Source organism: Lentzea sp. NPDC092896, from assembly GCF_044754905.1.
Lineage (GTDB): Bacteria > Actinomycetota > Actinomycetes > Mycobacteriales > Pseudonocardiaceae > Lentzea.
In genome coordinates, this window is sequence record NZ_JBIVPX010000003.1 from 365,778 (window position 1) to 380,359 (window position 14,582).

Sequence of the window (14,582 nt, forward strand, 5' to 3'; positions counted from 1 at the left end):
GGCCGACGCCGGCTCCGGAGATCGTCGGCGATGAACCCTGGGAGGCGGTCTCGGGATGGCTGCGAGGACGGCTGCCCAGGACGGCTGCGGAGCGCTCGTCGTGCGGTGACGCCCGCAGTAGCATGGGTGACGGCGCTGCCGAGCGCCTCACCTCCTGATCGGTCACCCACGCTGGCCGGCGTTGCGGAGGCAAAGGGGACTCCTGTCCTTCCGGCGCCGGTCAGTCGTGTCAGTCGTGTGCACGAACGCAGCCCGGACGAGCGGAGTCAGGCGTGGGGAACGGCTCCAGCGCGTCCGTGAGAGGCACGCCATGACCGAGCAGAAGTCGTTCAAGCGCCTGGTTCGCGCCCGGATGGAGCGCACCGGCGAGTCGTACACCACCGCGCGCAGGCACGTGCTGAAAGACGCGCGGCCGACCGGGCAGATGCACGACTCCTGGCTGCTGCGGGAGATGCTCGACGACGAGTGGTCCGAGGCGATGCTCGCCGGGCTGGGCGGCGGCATCGGGTTCATGTACTTCGTGTTCGAGTACAAGGGGCACACGCCGACGATGACGATCGTCGCGCGGCATCACCCCGCGCCGTTCATCCCGACCGCGCTCGCGCACGCCGGCATCGCGCACGACGTCACCAGCACCACGTCGGCGCGCAAGGCCGAGCAGCAGTTGCGGGCGGCCGACGGGCCGGTGATCTGCTTGCTGGGCAAGGAGAAGCACCCGGTCGGGGTGCTGGGAGCGGACGGCGACGTGGTCACCGTGCACAACCACGGGACGCACGTGCAGCCGCTCGGCGCGTTCATGGCGAGTTGGGGGCAGGGCAGGCACGAGATGATCAGCATCGGCGAGCGGACGGGCGAGCCGGACGTCGCTGCGGCCGTGCGGATGACGTGCGAGCACCTCACCGGGCCGGTGCTGGGCAACAACTTCGACGTGAACTTCGGCTTCTCCGGCATGCGCAAGCTCGCGGAGCAGTTGCGCGACAAGGGGAAGAAGGGCTGGTCCCAGCGCTGGGCCGACGATCCCGGGTTCGTGAGGCAGAGGCTGCGCGACTGCCTGGAGGTCGAGTACACGGCGCCGGGCGCTACCCGGCCGCTCTACGCCGAGTTCCTCGAAGAAGCCGGGCTGCCCGGGGCGCAGGAGTTCCGGGCGTCGGGCGCGCTCTGGTCGGAGATCGCCAACGGTGGCGACTACGACGAACTGGCCAGGAAAGTGGACGAGGCCCGTTCCATCGAGGAACGGGCCATCCGTCAGCTGATGCTCTGAGCTGTCAGGCCGACTGAGCCGACTGAGCTGTCAGGCCGGGTCAGGCCGACTCGGCTGTCAGGCCGACTGCGCCTGCCACATCCAGTGCGCCTGCTCCAGCTCCTGCGTGATGCCGATCAGCAGGTCCTGGGTGACGAGGTCGGGCTTGTCGGTCTCGTCGATGCGGGTGCGCATGCGGGAGATCAGCGACGCCAGGGAAGTCGTGATCGACTCGACCACCTGGTCCTCCTTCAGCCAGCCGGACGCGATCTCGGGCACGCCGGACGACGCGGCGATGGTCTTCGCCGTGCCGTTCGGCGTGACGCCGAGAGCGGCCGCTCGCTCGGCTACCTGGTCGGCGGCGTTGCGTGCCAGTACGACCAGTTCGTCGAGCTGAAGGTGGACGCTGCGGAAGTTCTTGCCGATCACGTTCCAGTGCGCCTGCTTCCCGATCAGGGACAGGTCGACGAGGTCTACGAGCGTCGCCTGCAGGATCTTGCCCACCGCGTCGCGGTCGGCGTCAGCCAGTGGGCTGGTGATCGGGTTCTTGGCCATGGTGAAACGCGCCTCCTAGACGGTGACGGTGAGCGCCACCTCGATGTTGCCGCGCGTCGCGTTGGAGTACGGGCAGACCTGGTGGGCCTGCTCGACGAGCTTCTCCGCGACCGCCTGGTCGAGTCCGGGGATCTTCACCGCGAGTTCGACGGCGAGCTGGAAGCCGCCGGCGCCGTTGGAGCCGATCCCCACCTTGGCGGTTACCTCAGAAGACGGGACCTGAATCTTCCCGGCGCGCGCGACGGCTGCGATAGCGGAGTTGAAGCAAGCCGAGTAACCGGCCGCGAACAGCTGCTCCGGGTTGGTCGCGTCGCCGCCGGGGCCGCCCATCTCCTTGGGGACCGACAGGACCTCGTCGATCACACCGTCGGACGAGCGAACCTCGCCGTTGCGGCCTTCGCCGTAAGCAGTCGCCTCAGCCGTGTACAGCGCTTCCATTCCGCTCTCCCTTGAGTCAGTGGGCTAATTGCCTTTCACTGAGGGAGAACGCATCGCGCACGACTTAAATGCCCCGTCGTGACTCAGTTCACGTCCAACTGAGACGCCTGCCGGAGCGCGAACTCGGCGACCTGGCGGCCGATCACCCGCAGGTTCCGGTCGACGTCGGCGTCTGAGCAGGCACCATCGCCGTCGAACTTGACCTGCGCGGAGTTGATCGCGGCGCCCAGCGGCGTCGGCCAGCCGCGCAGCGCGTGCACGATCGAGCGGACTGCCGCGAGCGTGTTCACCGCGGCCTGCCAGCCGTACGCGGCGGTGATGGTGCCGACCGCGCGGCCGTCCAGGTACGGGCGGTCGTCGTCGCGGAGGTCCTCGATGTAGTCGAGGGCGTTCTTGACCAGGCCGGACACGGTGCCGTGGTAGCCGGGCGACACGACGATCACGCCGTCGCACCTGCGCAGGTCCTCGACCATCTTCATGGCGATGTCCGTGCGGTCCGGCACCGACGGGTCGTAGAACGGAAGCACCAGGTCAGGGCCGCTGTATTGGATCGTCTGCGCGCCAAGTTCGCGCGCGCCCTCCAGGGCCACCCGCAGCGCCCGCTCGGACTGCGAGTCGGACCTGATCGAGCCCCCGATGCCCACCACCGTCACCGTCATGACAACGATCCTTCCACCTCCAGATACCTGGAGATCCAGCACTACTCGCGAGTAACCTGCAACACATGTCGAACTTCCAGGCGGCCGTGATGGCCGGTGCTCTGCGCTTCGCGTTCGGTCTCCCCGGCCCTGTGCGCCGCCTCATCGCCGGCAGTCCGATCCGTTTGGACGGCCAGGACCTGCACCCCGAGGCGCAGCTGCTGCTCAGGCTCCAGCAGTTGTCCGGGACGGAGTGGCGCACGAAGACAGCATCCGAGAGCCGACTGGACCTGGAGTTGAGTTCGAAGCTCGTGGCCGGCCCGAAGATCACCGGGGTGGGTGCGCGGGAGCTCACGATCGGGGAGTTCGCCGGGCGCCTGTACACGCCGGACGGCCTCGCGAGCGGCTCAGCGCTGTTGATCTTCTACCACGGCGGCGGCTGGGTGACCGGAAGCCTCGACAGCCACGACAACCTGTGCCGTTTCCTCGCCAGGGAGGCCGGGGTCCGCGTGCTGGCGGCCGACTACCGGCTCGCCCCGGAGGCCCGGTTCCCGGCCGCGGCCGACGACGCCGCCGAGGTGCTGCGGTACGCGATCGCCAAGGCCGAGGACCTGGGCATCGACCCGAAGCGGATCGCGCTCGGCGGGGACAGCGCGGGCGGCAACCTCGCCGCGGTGACCGCGCACGCCGCCGAGATCGACCTGGCGTTCCTGCTGCTCTTCTACCCCGGCGTGGACGCGTCGGTGCGCCGCCGGTCCCGCGAGATCTTCGGCAACGGGTTCTTCCTGACCGACGAGAAGATGGACTGGTTCCTCGACAAGTACAGCGAGGGCGGCAAGGACCGGCACGACCCCCGCCTGTCGATCATGCTGGCCGAGGACCTGTCGAAGCTGCCCCCGACCTACATCGCGACCGCTGGCTACGACCCGTTGCGCGACGAGGGCGAGGCCTTCGCGGAACGGCTGGCCGCCGAGGGCGTGCCGGTGGTGCTGCGCAGGCACGAGGGCCTGTTCCACGGCTTCGCGAACGTGCTCGGCGTCGGCGGGATCTTCCGCGAGGCCGTGTCCGAGGCGGTGGGCGCGCTCCGCACGGGCCTCGCGCTGGCCAACTCCGCTCAGGACGTGGCCGAGACCGCCTGACGCTGCCGCGAGAACGCCCAGCCGAGGCCCGCGATCACGAGCCCGGCCACGCCGGCGACGAGGAAGCCGAGCGGGGGTCCGCTGTGGTCCACAGCAACCCCCGCGAGCGGCTGACCAGCGGCGACACCGAACGTGAACGCGGATCCCTGCAGCCCGAGAGCCAGCCCGCGAGCCGTCGGCGGCGCACTCTTGGCGATCAGTTCGGACGACGCCGTGATCGTCGGCGCGCACGCCAGGTTCATCGGGATCAACGCGAGCGCCAGCAGCCACACGCTGCCGTCGCCGAGGCCGACCGGTATCTCCAGCAACGCCATGCAGGCCAGCAGGACCACGCCGGTCGGCACGCGTCGCAGAGTTCCGTAGAAGAGCCCGCCCAGCGCCGACGCCGCGCACATCACGAAGAAGATCAGCCCGAGCCAGCTCTGCTGACCCGTGCGCTCCAGCGAGGCGATCGCCGAGATCTCCATGCCGGACAACACCATCGTGGCGCCGAACGGGATGATCAACGCGGCGATCATCGGCCCGCGCAGCCACTCCCGCAGCCGGGGAGGCGAGCCCTCGATGACATCGTCCTCGTGCAGCAGCACCGGGTTCACGGCGAAAAGCACCGCGCTCGCGGTCAGGATCGCCAGGCCGATCACGACGAGCGCGGTGCCGGTCGAGAACTTCGTCGCGATCAGCACGCCCGCCGCGGGCCCGACCATGAACGACAGCTCGACCGAGATCGAGTCCAGCGAGAACGCGGGCCTGCGCTGGGGTTCGGGCACGATCGCGGTGAGCGCCTGCCGCCCGATCGACATCACCGGCACCGCCACGAGCCCGTTGGCGAACGCCAGCACGAGCAGCACGTAGTAGTCCATCAGCGGGGCCGTCAGCCAGAACGCGCCTTCGAGCAGGCTGAGCGCCAGCACGAACCGCAGGCCCTTGCTGTCGACCAGCTTGCCCATCAACGGCGACCCGAAGCCGAGGCCGATCATGGTCGCGAAACCCACCGTGCCGGCCGCCGCGTAGCCCTTGTCGAGCGTGGTGACGACGTGCAGCGTCACCGTCACGCCCGCCGCCGTCGGGGGAATCCTGGCGAACAGCATCAGCAGCATCAGGGGACGAACCCCCGGCAGCGCCAGGACCGACTTGAACGGGGCGAGGTTCACGAGGACATCGTCACCCCGGTGGCAACCGGTTTGCTCTGCCGGGCGAGCAGCCAGGCGACGCCCGCGACCAGCAGCCCGACCACGCCGACGATCGCGAACCCCGCCGGAGCGCCACCCCGGTCGACCGCGACACCGGCGAGCGGCTGGCCGATCGCGTTGCCCACGGTGAACGCCGACCCCTGCAGACCGAGAGCCAGGCCACGAGCGGTGGGAGGCGCGAGCCTGCTGATGCGCTCACCAGAGGCAGCGATCAACGGAGCGCACATGAGGTTCATCGGCACGAGGAGTAGGCACAGCAGCAGCACGTTGCCATCGCCCAGACCCACCGGAATCTCCAGAGCGGCCATGAGCACGAGCAACACCAGGACACTCGGCACCCTCTTCACGCCGCCGTAGACCAGGCCGCCCACGATCGACGCCGCGCACATCGCGAAGAACACCGCGCCCAGCCAGCTCTGCTTGCCGATGTGCTCCAGCGACGCGATCGCCGAGACCTCCATGCCGCCGAGGCACACCGTCGCCCCGACGCACACCACCAGCACGCCGACGATCCGCCCGCGCATCCACTCGAACACGCGGGGCTGCGGCCCGTCGACGACCTCGTCCTCGTGCACCATCGGCGGGTTCGCCCAGTACAGGAACACTCCGGCGACCAGGATCGAGCCGCCGATGAACAGCAGCGCGGCGTTCGTGGAGAACTTCGTCGCGACGAACACGCCGAGCGCGGGCCCGCCCATGAACGACAGCTCGACCGAGATCGAGTCCACCGACAACGCGACCCGGCGCCGGCTCTCCGGCACGAGCGCGGTGATGACCTGCCGTCCGATCGACATCATCGGCACGCCGAGCAGCCCGACGCAGAACGACGTCACCAGCAACGTCCAGTAGCCCATCAGCGGCGCCGTCAGCCAGAACGCCGCCGAGGCCGTGACGCTCACGGCCAGCATCGACCGCAGGCCGCGTTCGTCGATCAGCCTGCCCATCAGCGGAGCGCCCAGCCCCATGCCGATCGTGCCCGCCGCCCCGACCAGGCCCGCCGCGCCGTAGCCCCGGTCCAGCGTGACCGCGACGTGCAGCGTCAGGATCACGCCGGTCGCCGCCGGAGGCATCCTCGCGAAGAACATCAGCAGTGCGAACGGACGGACTCTGGGCAGCATCAGCACGTGCTTGAAGGGGGCGAGGTCCACACAGCCATCCTCACGCGGATGGCAAAAGGTTTTCTTTGCTAACGATGTGATTCGCCGTACAGCTCTTCCAGCGCCCGGTACGCCTTCACCACGAACGGCCGTGCGTTCGCGTACCTCTCGATGGCGTCCTCGTCCGGTGTGATCGTCTGCGTCGGCTGCACGAGGTCGACGGTCAGCGATTCGATCTCACCCAGCGCCCGCCATGCCAGCAAAGCAGCTCCCACGGCCGAACCGCCGCTGTCCTCGGTGAGGTGCAACGGCATGCCGAGCGTGTTCGCCAGCGTCTGGGCCCAGATCGGGGCGCGGAACGCACCGCCGGTGATCCTCAGCGAGTCGACCTGCGGCACAGCGTCCAGCACGAGCGCCAACTGCTGACACACCCCCTCGACCAGTGCCTTGGTGATCTGCGCAGGGGTGTGTTCGCGCCGGAGGCCGAGCAACGCGGCGTGCGCGGTCGGATCCCACCACGGCGCACGCTCGCCCAGCAGATACGGCAGCGCGACGAGCCCGTCGGAGTCGACGTCGGCAGCCTGGGAGAGAAGCTTGCCGACCGGGACGTTGAACGTCTCCGCGGCCCACTGGGCGACCACGCCACCGTTGCTGATCGCGCCGCCACGAACCCACAGGCCCTCGCCGATCGCATAGCTGAAGGTGCGGCCCTCTTCGTCGACACCAGGCCCCTGCTGCGCCACGCGGAGCGCGCCCGACGTACCGAGCGAGACCGCGCCGGCTCCCGGGGTGGCCGCGCCGACGCCGAGGTTGCCCAACGGCCCGTCACCACCGCCGACGATCACCGGAATGCCGGGCCGCAGTCCTGGGATCTCGGCGGTCAGCGGCGTCGAGTGGGTGGGCTCGACCAGCGGCGGCAACTGGTCCGCGGTGACTCCGGCGAACTCCAGCGACGGCTCGTGCCACTGCAGGGTGTGGATGTTCATCAGGCCCGTGCCGGAGCCCGACGAGTGCTCGTTGATCAACGAGCCGGTCAGGTGCAGGTGCACGAAGTCCTTGATCTCGCACCACTTCGCGGCGCGGATGCCGTTCTCGTGGAACCAGGCGAGCTTCATCAGCGGCGTGAACGAGTGGATCGGCGCACCGGTCTGCTGGTGCAGTTCACGTCCCTCTGCCGTGCCCCGCAGGCGTTCGGTCTGCTCGACCGCGCGGTTGTCGGCCCAGCTCAGGGCGTCCGTGACCGGCGTCAGGCCGGCGTCCAGGCCCATGATCGAGTGCATCGCGCCGGTCAACGCGATCGCGCGAACGTCCTCCGAAGCCAGTTCGCGGATGGCGTCGAACGCGGCGTCGAGCACCTGCCGCGGGTCGTGCGTGGCTTCGAGACCACTGGTGCGCATGGGATAGGCGCGTTCGGTCGACGCGACGACACGAGCCTGCGCGTCCACCGCCACGACCTTGGTCGCCGTCGTGCCTAGGTCCACCGCGAGAACGAGCATGACCCACCCTAGGACGGCGGATACCGGACGAACCACTCCTGTCCCACCGGCGCGGCTTGGCTGGTCTCCAGTTCCCAGTCCGCCACCATCCGGTCGACGACCTCGCGGAACTGCACGCGCTCGACCCAGTCCGGGCGGATCTTCTCGACGCCGTGCAACGCGCCGGCGAGGTTGCCGCACATGGACGCCGTCGAGTCGTTGTCGCCGCCGTGGTTGACCGAGAGCAGCAACGCGTCGTTCGGATCGTCGGTGACCAGCACCGAGTACAACGCGATGGCGAGCGCGGTGTCGCCGACACCGCCACGCCCGAGTTCCTCGACGCGCGCCACGCTCGGTGAGCCGAGTGCCGCGAGTTCGACGGCGTGTTCGATGGCCGCGACGACCTCCTCGTGGCCTTCGCGCCGGACGAGCGAGTCGACGGCGACGTCCAACGCGTCCGGCAAACCCTTGCCGCGCAACAGTTGGTGCACCAGCACGGCGAACACGCCCGCCGACAGGTAGCCGCTCGGGTGGCCGTGCGTCAGTGCCGCGTTGGCCGCCGCCAGCGCGAACACGACCATCGGATCGTCGTCGACGAGAGCGACCGGCGCGACCCGCATGACGCCGCCGCAACCCTTGGAGTTGTTGACGGGCTTGGTGATCGTGGCCTGCTCGCCGGTGCGGGCGTACTCCTGCAACGCGCTCGTGCAGGTGAGTCCCGGCGCCCGCATGCGGAAGAGTTCCTGGTGCGAGACGAGCCAGCCGTCCGGTTCATCCACAGTGGAATGGATGCCACGGGCCTTGTCCCACGGCGTTTTCTGCGTGTGCAGCCAACGCTGGTAGGCGTTCTGGGTGATGCCGGTGATCTCACGCTCGCCGGTGATCCGCTGCCGCACGTGCGACCGGATGATCGCCTCGAACGTGAACAGCGTCATCTGCGTGTCGTCGGTGATGTCCGGCTTCTCGGGCAGGTCCGTGATGCCGTCCGGCCCGTGGCGCTCGTAGACGACCTCCATCGGCAGGTTTTCGGTGTTCGCACCGAGCGCGTCACCGATCGCGCCCCCGATCAGGCAGCCGCGCAGCCGCGAGCTGTCCTTGTGCGGAACCACGAAGAACCGGCGGCCCTCGCCGTCGACCCAGCGGCTGGCCTCCCGCGTGGCGGTCGGCCGTTCCCCGCATCCGCAGATCCGCATGTGCTGCGCGGCGGCGTCGGCCAGTTCCACGAAGTCGAACTCGGCCTCGAACGGCAGACCCGGGTTGAAGTGCAGCTTCGGTTTGCTCGAGATGAGCCTGCTCAGGACCGTGTGCAACGGCAGGCGGATCCACTGCTCGACGCCCGCCGGCAGCCGGGACTCGTCCGTGTAGACGTCGAGGACCTCGCGGTCGCTCATCAGGACTTCGCCGGGAATGAGCAGCTCACCGTGCGCGGCGTGGTGCCCGAAGCCGTTCACGTTGTCTTCGTGCTCGTGCAGGAGCTGTTCCATCGGAGCCAACGCCCTCACCAGGACCTCCGGTACAGCTCTTCGGCGACGAGCCGGACTTCGTGCTCGGGTCCGCCTTCCAGTGCGCCCGCGATGGCCCGCGCGACCCCACGACCCTCACCACGAACGGCCTGCGCCAGCGCACCCGCGGCCGTGAAGACGTCAGCGTCCGGTGGCTCGAGCTTCGACGGCGTGAAGAGGTGCGAGGCCAGCATGATCACGGAGTCGGCGGCCGCGGAGTCCGGACCGTGGGTGAGCTCGACCAACTCGCGGATCCGGTCCTCGCCGAGCCGTTGCGCGGCGGCGGGCAACGCCCAGATCAACGCACCGGACCCCTGTGACCTGATCTTGCCGCGATAGCTGTTCTTGACCAGGTCACGGGCACTTTGCCAGGACACCAGGTCGGGCTGGACGGCAGGCTCGGACGCCCACTGCGCCAGGGCGGCGGCCGGATCCTCCGCCGAACACGCGACCAGTTGGCCGACGAGTCCTGTTCGGACACCCGCGCCGAAAGCGAAACCCTGATAGGCGGCCACGACCTCTGCGAGCCGAGGCGGCCTCACCCACTCGATCTCCCCCATCGCCGTCAGACCCTACCGGGCCCGACGGCGACAGGAGCGACGATCTACAGGCGCTTCGCGAGCTCTTCCGCGACCTCGTAGGTGTTCAGCGCGGCACCCTTGCGCAGGTTGTCGCCGCACACGAAGAAGTCCAGCGTGTTCGGGAAGTCCAGCGCCTGACGCACGCGGCCCACGTACGTCGGGTCCTCGCCCACCGTGTCCGCGGGCGTCGGGAACTTCTGCGCGGCCGGGTCGTCGACCAGCACGATCGTCGGCTGCGACTCGAAGATCTTGTGCGCGGCCTCGACCGTGATCTCGCGGGCGAACGTCGCGTGGACGGACAGCGAGTGGGTCGTGACGACCGGGACACGGACGCAGGTCGCGGAGACCTTCAGGTCCGGGATGCCGAGGATCTTGCGGGCCTCGTTGCGGACCTTCAGCTCCTCGGACGACCAGCCGCCGTCCTTGAGCGAACCGGCCCACGGCACCACGTTCAGCACCAGCGGAGCCGGGAACGGCGAGTCCTCTGCGGACAGACCGGCGGCGGCGAGCGCCTCGGCCACATCACCCGCGGACACACCCGCCTCCTTGCCCGCCAGCGCCGCGATCTCGGCGTACAGGCGGTCGATGCCGGACTGACCGGCACCGGAAGCGGCCTGGTAGGAGGCCACGACGAGTTCCTTGAGCTCGAACTCGCGGTGCAGCGCGCCCAGCGACGCCATCATCGACAGCGTCGTGCAGTTCGGGTTCGCGATGATGCCGCGCGGACGATCGTTGATCTTGTCCGCGTTCACCTCCGGCACGACCAGCGGCACGTCGGCGTCCATCCGGAACGCGCCGGAGTTGTCGATCGCGACGGCACCGCGCTCGGCGGCGATCGGCGCCCACTCGGCGCTGACCTCGTCCGGCACGTCGAACATCGCGATGTCGACGCCGTCGAACGCCTCGGGCGACAGAGCGATGACCGTGACGTCCTGGCCACGCACGTTGATCTTCTTGCCCGCCGAGCGCGGGGACGCGATCAGCCTGATCTCGCCCCACGGCACGGAGGAACGGGTGTTGATGATGTCGATCATCACGGTGCCCACGGCACCGGTCGCGCCCACCAGCGCGAGAACGGGGGCGGTCATCGTCCAGTCCCTGCGTAAACGACGGCCTCTTCGTCGGTGCCCAGGTCGAACGCGTCGTGCAGGGCACGGACGGCGTCGTCGAGCTGGGTGTCGCGGCAGATGACCGAGATGCGGATCTCCGAGGTGGAGATGATGTCGATGTTGACGCCGGCCGTGGCCAGCGCCTCGCAGAACGTCGCCGTGACGCCGGGGTGCGAGCGCATGCCCGCGCCGATCAGCGACACCTTGCCGACGTGCTCGTCGTAGAGGACCTGGTCGAACCCGATCTCGCCGCGGGCCTTCTCCAGCGCGGCCACCGCACGCGGGCCGTCGACCTTGGCCAGCGTGAACGTGATGTCCGTGCGGCCGGAGGCGGCCTGCGAGACGTTCTGCACGACCATGTCGATGTCGAGTTCCGACTGCGCCACGACGCGGAAGATCTTGGCCGCGATGCCGGGGTGGTCGGGAACTGCCGTCACGGTGATTTTGGCCTCGGACCGGTCGTGCGCGACGCCGGTGATCATCGCCTGTTCCACGGGAAGGTCCTCCACTGAACCGGACACGATGGTTCCGGTCTTGTTGCTGAACGAAGAGCGGACGTGCACGGGCACGTTGTAGCGCCGGGCGTACTCCACGCAGCGGAGCATCAGCACCTTGGCGCCACAGGCGGCCATCTCGAGCATTTCCTCGTACGTGATCGTGTCGAGTTTCTTCGCGTTCGGCACGATGCGCGGGTCGGCGGTGTAGACGCCGTCCACGTCGGTGTAGATCTCGCACACGTCGGCCTTGGTCGCGGCCGCGAGCGCCACCGCTGTGGTGTCGCTGCCGCCACGGCCGAGCGTCGTGATCTCCTTCGAGTCCTGGGAGACGCCCTGGAAGCCCGCCACGATCACGATCGCCCCCTCGGCCATCGCGTCCTGGATCCGGCTCGGTGTCACGTCGATGATCCGCGCTTTGCCGTGTGCCGACGTCGTGATCACGCCGGCCTGCGAGCCCGTGTAGGAGCGCGCCTCGGCACCGAGCGAGTTGATCGCCATCGCGAGCAGTGACATCGAGATGCGCTCACCGGAGGTGAGGAGCATGTCGAGTTCACGCGCGGGCGGCACCGGCGAGACCTGGCGGGCGAGATCGAGCAGCTCATCAGTCGTGTCACCCATGGCGGACACGACGACCACGACGTCGTTCCCCGCCTTCTTGGTCGCGACGATGCGCTCGGCCACGCGTTTGATCCGCTCGGCGCTTCCAACCGATGAACCGCCGTACTTCTGGACGACGAGCGCCACCGACCTGACCTCCTTCGCGCGACTAAAACCCCACGTCGAAGGCAGCCTACCCGGACCACCTGGTGAGACTCTGGAGCCGTGACGCGCGTGACTACTCTGTCCGGGTGTCGTCGAGTGCCGATGTCGTGGAGGCCCCAGCAGCCGTGCAGGAGAGCAGTGCGCGCTCACGGACGGCCGAGGCGCTCAGACATCCGGCCGCGCTCTGGACGGCTCCCGCGCTGATCTACCTGATCGTCCGCCAGGTCGGTCTGTTCGTGCTGCAGCTGGTCGTCGAGTACCAGAACAAGCTCACCGGCAAGGCCGACACCTCGGTCGACAACCTGAAGTCGTGGGACGGCGACTGGTTCCTCGGCATCGCGACGGGCGGCTACAACGGCGTCCCGTCACCCCCGTACGACGCGTTCGGCCGGCGCACCGCCGAGACCCCGCTCGCGTTCTTCCCGGGCTACCCGGCGTTGATCAGGTGGGTCGACGGCCTGCCGGGCGTGGACGTGATCGGCGCGGCCTTCGCGGTCAGCCTGATCAGCGGTGTCTTCTGCGCCTACGGCCTGTTCGTCCTCGGCCGGGTGGTCCGCGACGGCTCGAACCGCACGGGCCTGATCTTCGTGACGCTGTTCGCCGCGTCCCCGATGGCCGTCGTGCTCTCGATGACCTACTCCGAGGCGACGTTCTGCGCGTTCGCCGTCTGGGCCCTGGTGGGCGTGGTCAAGAAGCGCTGGATCCTCGCCGGTGTCTGCTGCGCGGCGGCGGGCCTGGTCCGCCCGACCGCGGCGGCGTTGATCGTGGCGGTCGGCCTGGCCGCGCTGGTCGCGGTGATCGCCGACAGGAAGGACTGGCGGGCCTGGGCCGGTGGCGTCGTCGCACCGCTGGGCCTGCTCGGCTACCTGGGCTGGGTGGCCGTCCGCACCGGCGACCTCATGGGCTGGTTCGGCGTGCAGCAACGGGGCTGGGGCTCGAAGTTCGACGGCGGCGCGGCCACCTGGGAGTTCGCCTGGGGCCACCTCGGCAACCCGCGCTCGATCCTCGAGACCGGCACGGTCTGGCTGCTGGTGCTGGCCATCGTCCTGGTCTTCTACGCCTTCCAGCGCCGCCTGGAGTGGCCGCTGATCGTCTACGGCATCGGCGTCCTGGCCATGGACCTCGGCTCGAACGGCCTGATGAACTCGAAGGCCCGCCTGCTGCTGCCCGCGTTCACCCTGCTGCTTCCCCTGGCTCTGGTCCTGGCGCGGCGCCGTCCGTCCACGGTCCTGACGGTCCTGGGCATGGCGACGCTGTTCAGCGCGTGGTTCGGCGCCTACTCCCTGGCCGTTTGGCAGTATGCGATCTGATGAACGAGCTGATCTCGAAGCGCTGGAGTCCTCGCGCTTTCTCCGCTGACGCAACGGTTTCCGCCGACGAGCTGCGCACCGTGCTGGAGGCGGGCCGCTGGGCCCCGTCGCACGGCAACAGCCAACCGGCCCGGTTCGTGGCGGGTCACCGCGGCACGCCGACGTTCGACGCGATCGTTGAGACCCTGACGCGCGGCAACAAGACCTGGGCACCCCGCGCCTCGGTGCTGCTGATCGGCTGCGTGCTCACCACCGACGACCGCGGCGACATCCCGAACGTCGAGTTCGGCCTGGGCCTCGCCATGGAGAACATGGCGCTCCAGGCCGTCGACCTCGGCCTGATCGCGCACATGATGGGCGGCTTCGACAAAGCAGCCGCGCACGCCGCGTTCGGCATGCCTGGCGACGTTCGCCCGCTGGTCGCCATGGCCCTCGGACGGCACGGCTCGCTCGCCGACCTCCCGGAGGACCTTCAGGCCCGCGAACAGCGGGAACGCCGGCGCCTGCCGCTGTCCGAGACGGTCTTCACCGGTACCTGGGGTCAGTCAGAGTTCAGTTGAGAAGTACTTGGTCGCGACGTCGTTGTGCAGCGGGAAGGCCAACGGCACGCACTCGAAGATGATCGCCCGTTCGGAAGCCTCGTCGTTGGGCACGAACGGCGGCATGTCCTCGGCGTTGATCGCGGGCGCGGTGGCGAACATCAGCACCGTTCCGCCATCCGGCGTGGACACGAAGTGCAACGGCCGCAGGTCGTCCGGCGGGATGCGCACGCCGGCTTCTTCTTCAAGCTCGCGCACGGCACTCTGCTGCCAGGACTCACCGCGATCCATGAACCCGCTGACGAACGCCAGCTCGCCGACCGGCGGAATCGCCCGCCGCACGGTGAGCAGCCCGGTCCGCGGCCCGTCCTTCACCGGGACGAGCAACACCACGACCGGAGAGGGATTCGCCCACACCATGTGCCCACAACTGGCGCACCTTCGCGGGTACGCGGCCGTGTCGGCGTACTGAGAGCCACAGCTGTTGCAGAAGTCGTCGCGCGCCATGCT

The 14,582-nt window shown here is 69.2% G+C and carries 15 protein-coding genes; 4 read left to right on the forward strand and 11 right to left on the reverse strand.

Annotation, left to right across the window (positions count from 1 at the left end):
- Nucleotides 1–310: 310 nt before the first annotated feature.
- Complete coding sequence (locus ACIQF0_RS17455; RefSeq protein ID WP_401030531.1) at nucleotides 311–1,261, forward strand: BtrH N-terminal domain-containing protein; 951 nt, start codon at nucleotides 311–313, stop codon at nucleotides 1,259–1,261.
- A 57-nt stretch (nucleotides 1,262–1,318) separates the two neighbouring features.
- Here ACIQF0_RS17455 and ACIQF0_RS17460 read toward each other — a convergent pair whose 3' ends face one another.
- From ACIQF0_RS17460 to ACIQF0_RS17470, 3 genes are all read right to left on the reverse strand, one after another.
- Nucleotides 1,319–1,795, reverse strand: coding sequence for a Dps family protein (locus tag ACIQF0_RS17460; protein WP_093594463.1), 477 nt, complete (start codon nucleotides 1,793–1,795; stop codon nucleotides 1,319–1,321).
- A 15-nt stretch (nucleotides 1,796–1,810) separates the two neighbouring features.
- Nucleotides 1,811–2,233: an organic hydroperoxide resistance protein gene (locus ACIQF0_RS17465; protein ID WP_360045922.1), complete on the reverse strand. Its 423-nt coding sequence runs from the start codon at nucleotides 2,231–2,233 to the stop codon at nucleotides 1,811–1,813.
- Nucleotides 2,234–2,316: 83 nt separating this feature from the next.
- Entirely contained in the window at nucleotides 2,317–2,892 is a 576-nt protein-coding gene (locus ACIQF0_RS17470; RefSeq protein ID WP_319976083.1) for an NADPH-dependent FMN reductase, read from the reverse strand.
- A gap of 65 nt (nucleotides 2,893–2,957) precedes the next feature.
- Here ACIQF0_RS17470 and ACIQF0_RS17475 point away from each other — a divergent pair, with 65 nt between their 5' ends.
- Complete coding sequence (locus tag ACIQF0_RS17475) at nucleotides 2,958–4,010, forward strand: alpha/beta hydrolase (RefSeq protein WP_360045924.1); 1,053 nt, start codon at nucleotides 2,958–2,960, stop codon at nucleotides 4,008–4,010.
- On the opposite strand, the gene ACIQF0_RS17480 is transcribed toward ACIQF0_RS17475, so the two are convergent.
- From ACIQF0_RS17480 to ACIQF0_RS17510, 7 genes are read right to left on the reverse strand one after another with little or no spacing between them, the layout of a single operon-like run.
- Nucleotides 3,986–5,161, reverse strand: a complete 1,176-nt coding sequence (locus ACIQF0_RS17480) for an MFS transporter (RefSeq protein ID WP_401030533.1) — start codon at nucleotides 5,159–5,161, stop codon at nucleotides 3,986–3,988. The genes ACIQF0_RS17475 and ACIQF0_RS17480 overlap by 25 nt on opposite strands.
- Complete coding sequence (locus tag ACIQF0_RS17485) at nucleotides 5,158–6,348, reverse strand: MFS transporter (protein ID WP_401030535.1); 1,191 nt, start codon at nucleotides 6,346–6,348, stop codon at nucleotides 5,158–5,160. The genes ACIQF0_RS17480 and ACIQF0_RS17485 overlap by 4 nt, the downstream gene beginning before the upstream one ends.
- 38 nt (nucleotides 6,349–6,386) lie before the next feature.
- Nucleotides 6,387–7,793, reverse strand: coding sequence for a gluconokinase (locus ACIQF0_RS17490; RefSeq protein ID WP_401030537.1), 1,407 nt, complete (start codon nucleotides 7,791–7,793; stop codon nucleotides 6,387–6,389).
- A gap of 8 nt (nucleotides 7,794–7,801) precedes the next feature.
- On the reverse strand, nucleotides 7,802–9,274 hold the full coding sequence (locus ACIQF0_RS17495; protein ID WP_401030539.1) for an ADP-ribosylglycohydrolase family protein: 1,473 nt from the start codon (nucleotides 9,272–9,274) through the stop codon (nucleotides 7,802–7,804).
- A complete protein-coding gene (locus ACIQF0_RS17500; RefSeq protein ID WP_360045933.1) occupies nucleotides 9,271–9,834 on the reverse strand; it encodes a hypothetical protein in 564 nt (187 codons plus the stop codon). The genes ACIQF0_RS17495 and ACIQF0_RS17500 overlap by 4 nt, the downstream gene beginning before the upstream one ends.
- Nucleotides 9,835–9,878: 44 nt before the next feature.
- Nucleotides 9,879–10,943: an aspartate-semialdehyde dehydrogenase gene (locus ACIQF0_RS17505; protein WP_360045935.1), complete on the reverse strand. Its 1,065-nt coding sequence runs from the start codon at nucleotides 10,941–10,943 to the stop codon at nucleotides 9,879–9,881.
- Nucleotides 10,940–12,205: an aspartate kinase gene (locus ACIQF0_RS17510; RefSeq protein ID WP_360045937.1), complete on the reverse strand. Its 1,266-nt coding sequence runs from the start codon at nucleotides 12,203–12,205 to the stop codon at nucleotides 10,940–10,942. The genes ACIQF0_RS17505 and ACIQF0_RS17510 overlap by 4 nt, the downstream gene beginning before the upstream one ends.
- Before the next feature lie 104 nt (nucleotides 12,206–12,309).
- On the opposite strand from ACIQF0_RS17510, the gene ACIQF0_RS17515 reads away from it, so the two are divergent.
- Together ACIQF0_RS17515 and ACIQF0_RS17520 are read left to right on the forward strand one after the other, a co-directional pair.
- Nucleotides 12,310–13,533: a hypothetical protein gene (locus ACIQF0_RS17515; protein ID WP_360045939.1), complete on the forward strand. Its 1,224-nt coding sequence runs from the start codon at nucleotides 12,310–12,312 to the stop codon at nucleotides 13,531–13,533.
- Nucleotides 13,533–14,093: a nitroreductase family protein gene (locus ACIQF0_RS17520; RefSeq protein WP_401030542.1), complete on the forward strand. Its 561-nt coding sequence runs from the start codon at nucleotides 13,533–13,535 to the stop codon at nucleotides 14,091–14,093. The genes ACIQF0_RS17515 and ACIQF0_RS17520 overlap by 1 nt, the downstream gene beginning before the upstream one ends.
- Here ACIQF0_RS17520 and ACIQF0_RS17525 read toward each other — a convergent pair.
- Nucleotides 14,079–14,579: an NUDIX domain-containing protein gene (locus ACIQF0_RS17525; protein WP_093594499.1), complete on the reverse strand. Its 501-nt coding sequence runs from the start codon at nucleotides 14,577–14,579 to the stop codon at nucleotides 14,079–14,081. The genes ACIQF0_RS17520 and ACIQF0_RS17525 overlap by 15 nt on opposite strands.
- Between the last annotated feature and the right edge of the window lie 3 nt (nucleotides 14,580–14,582).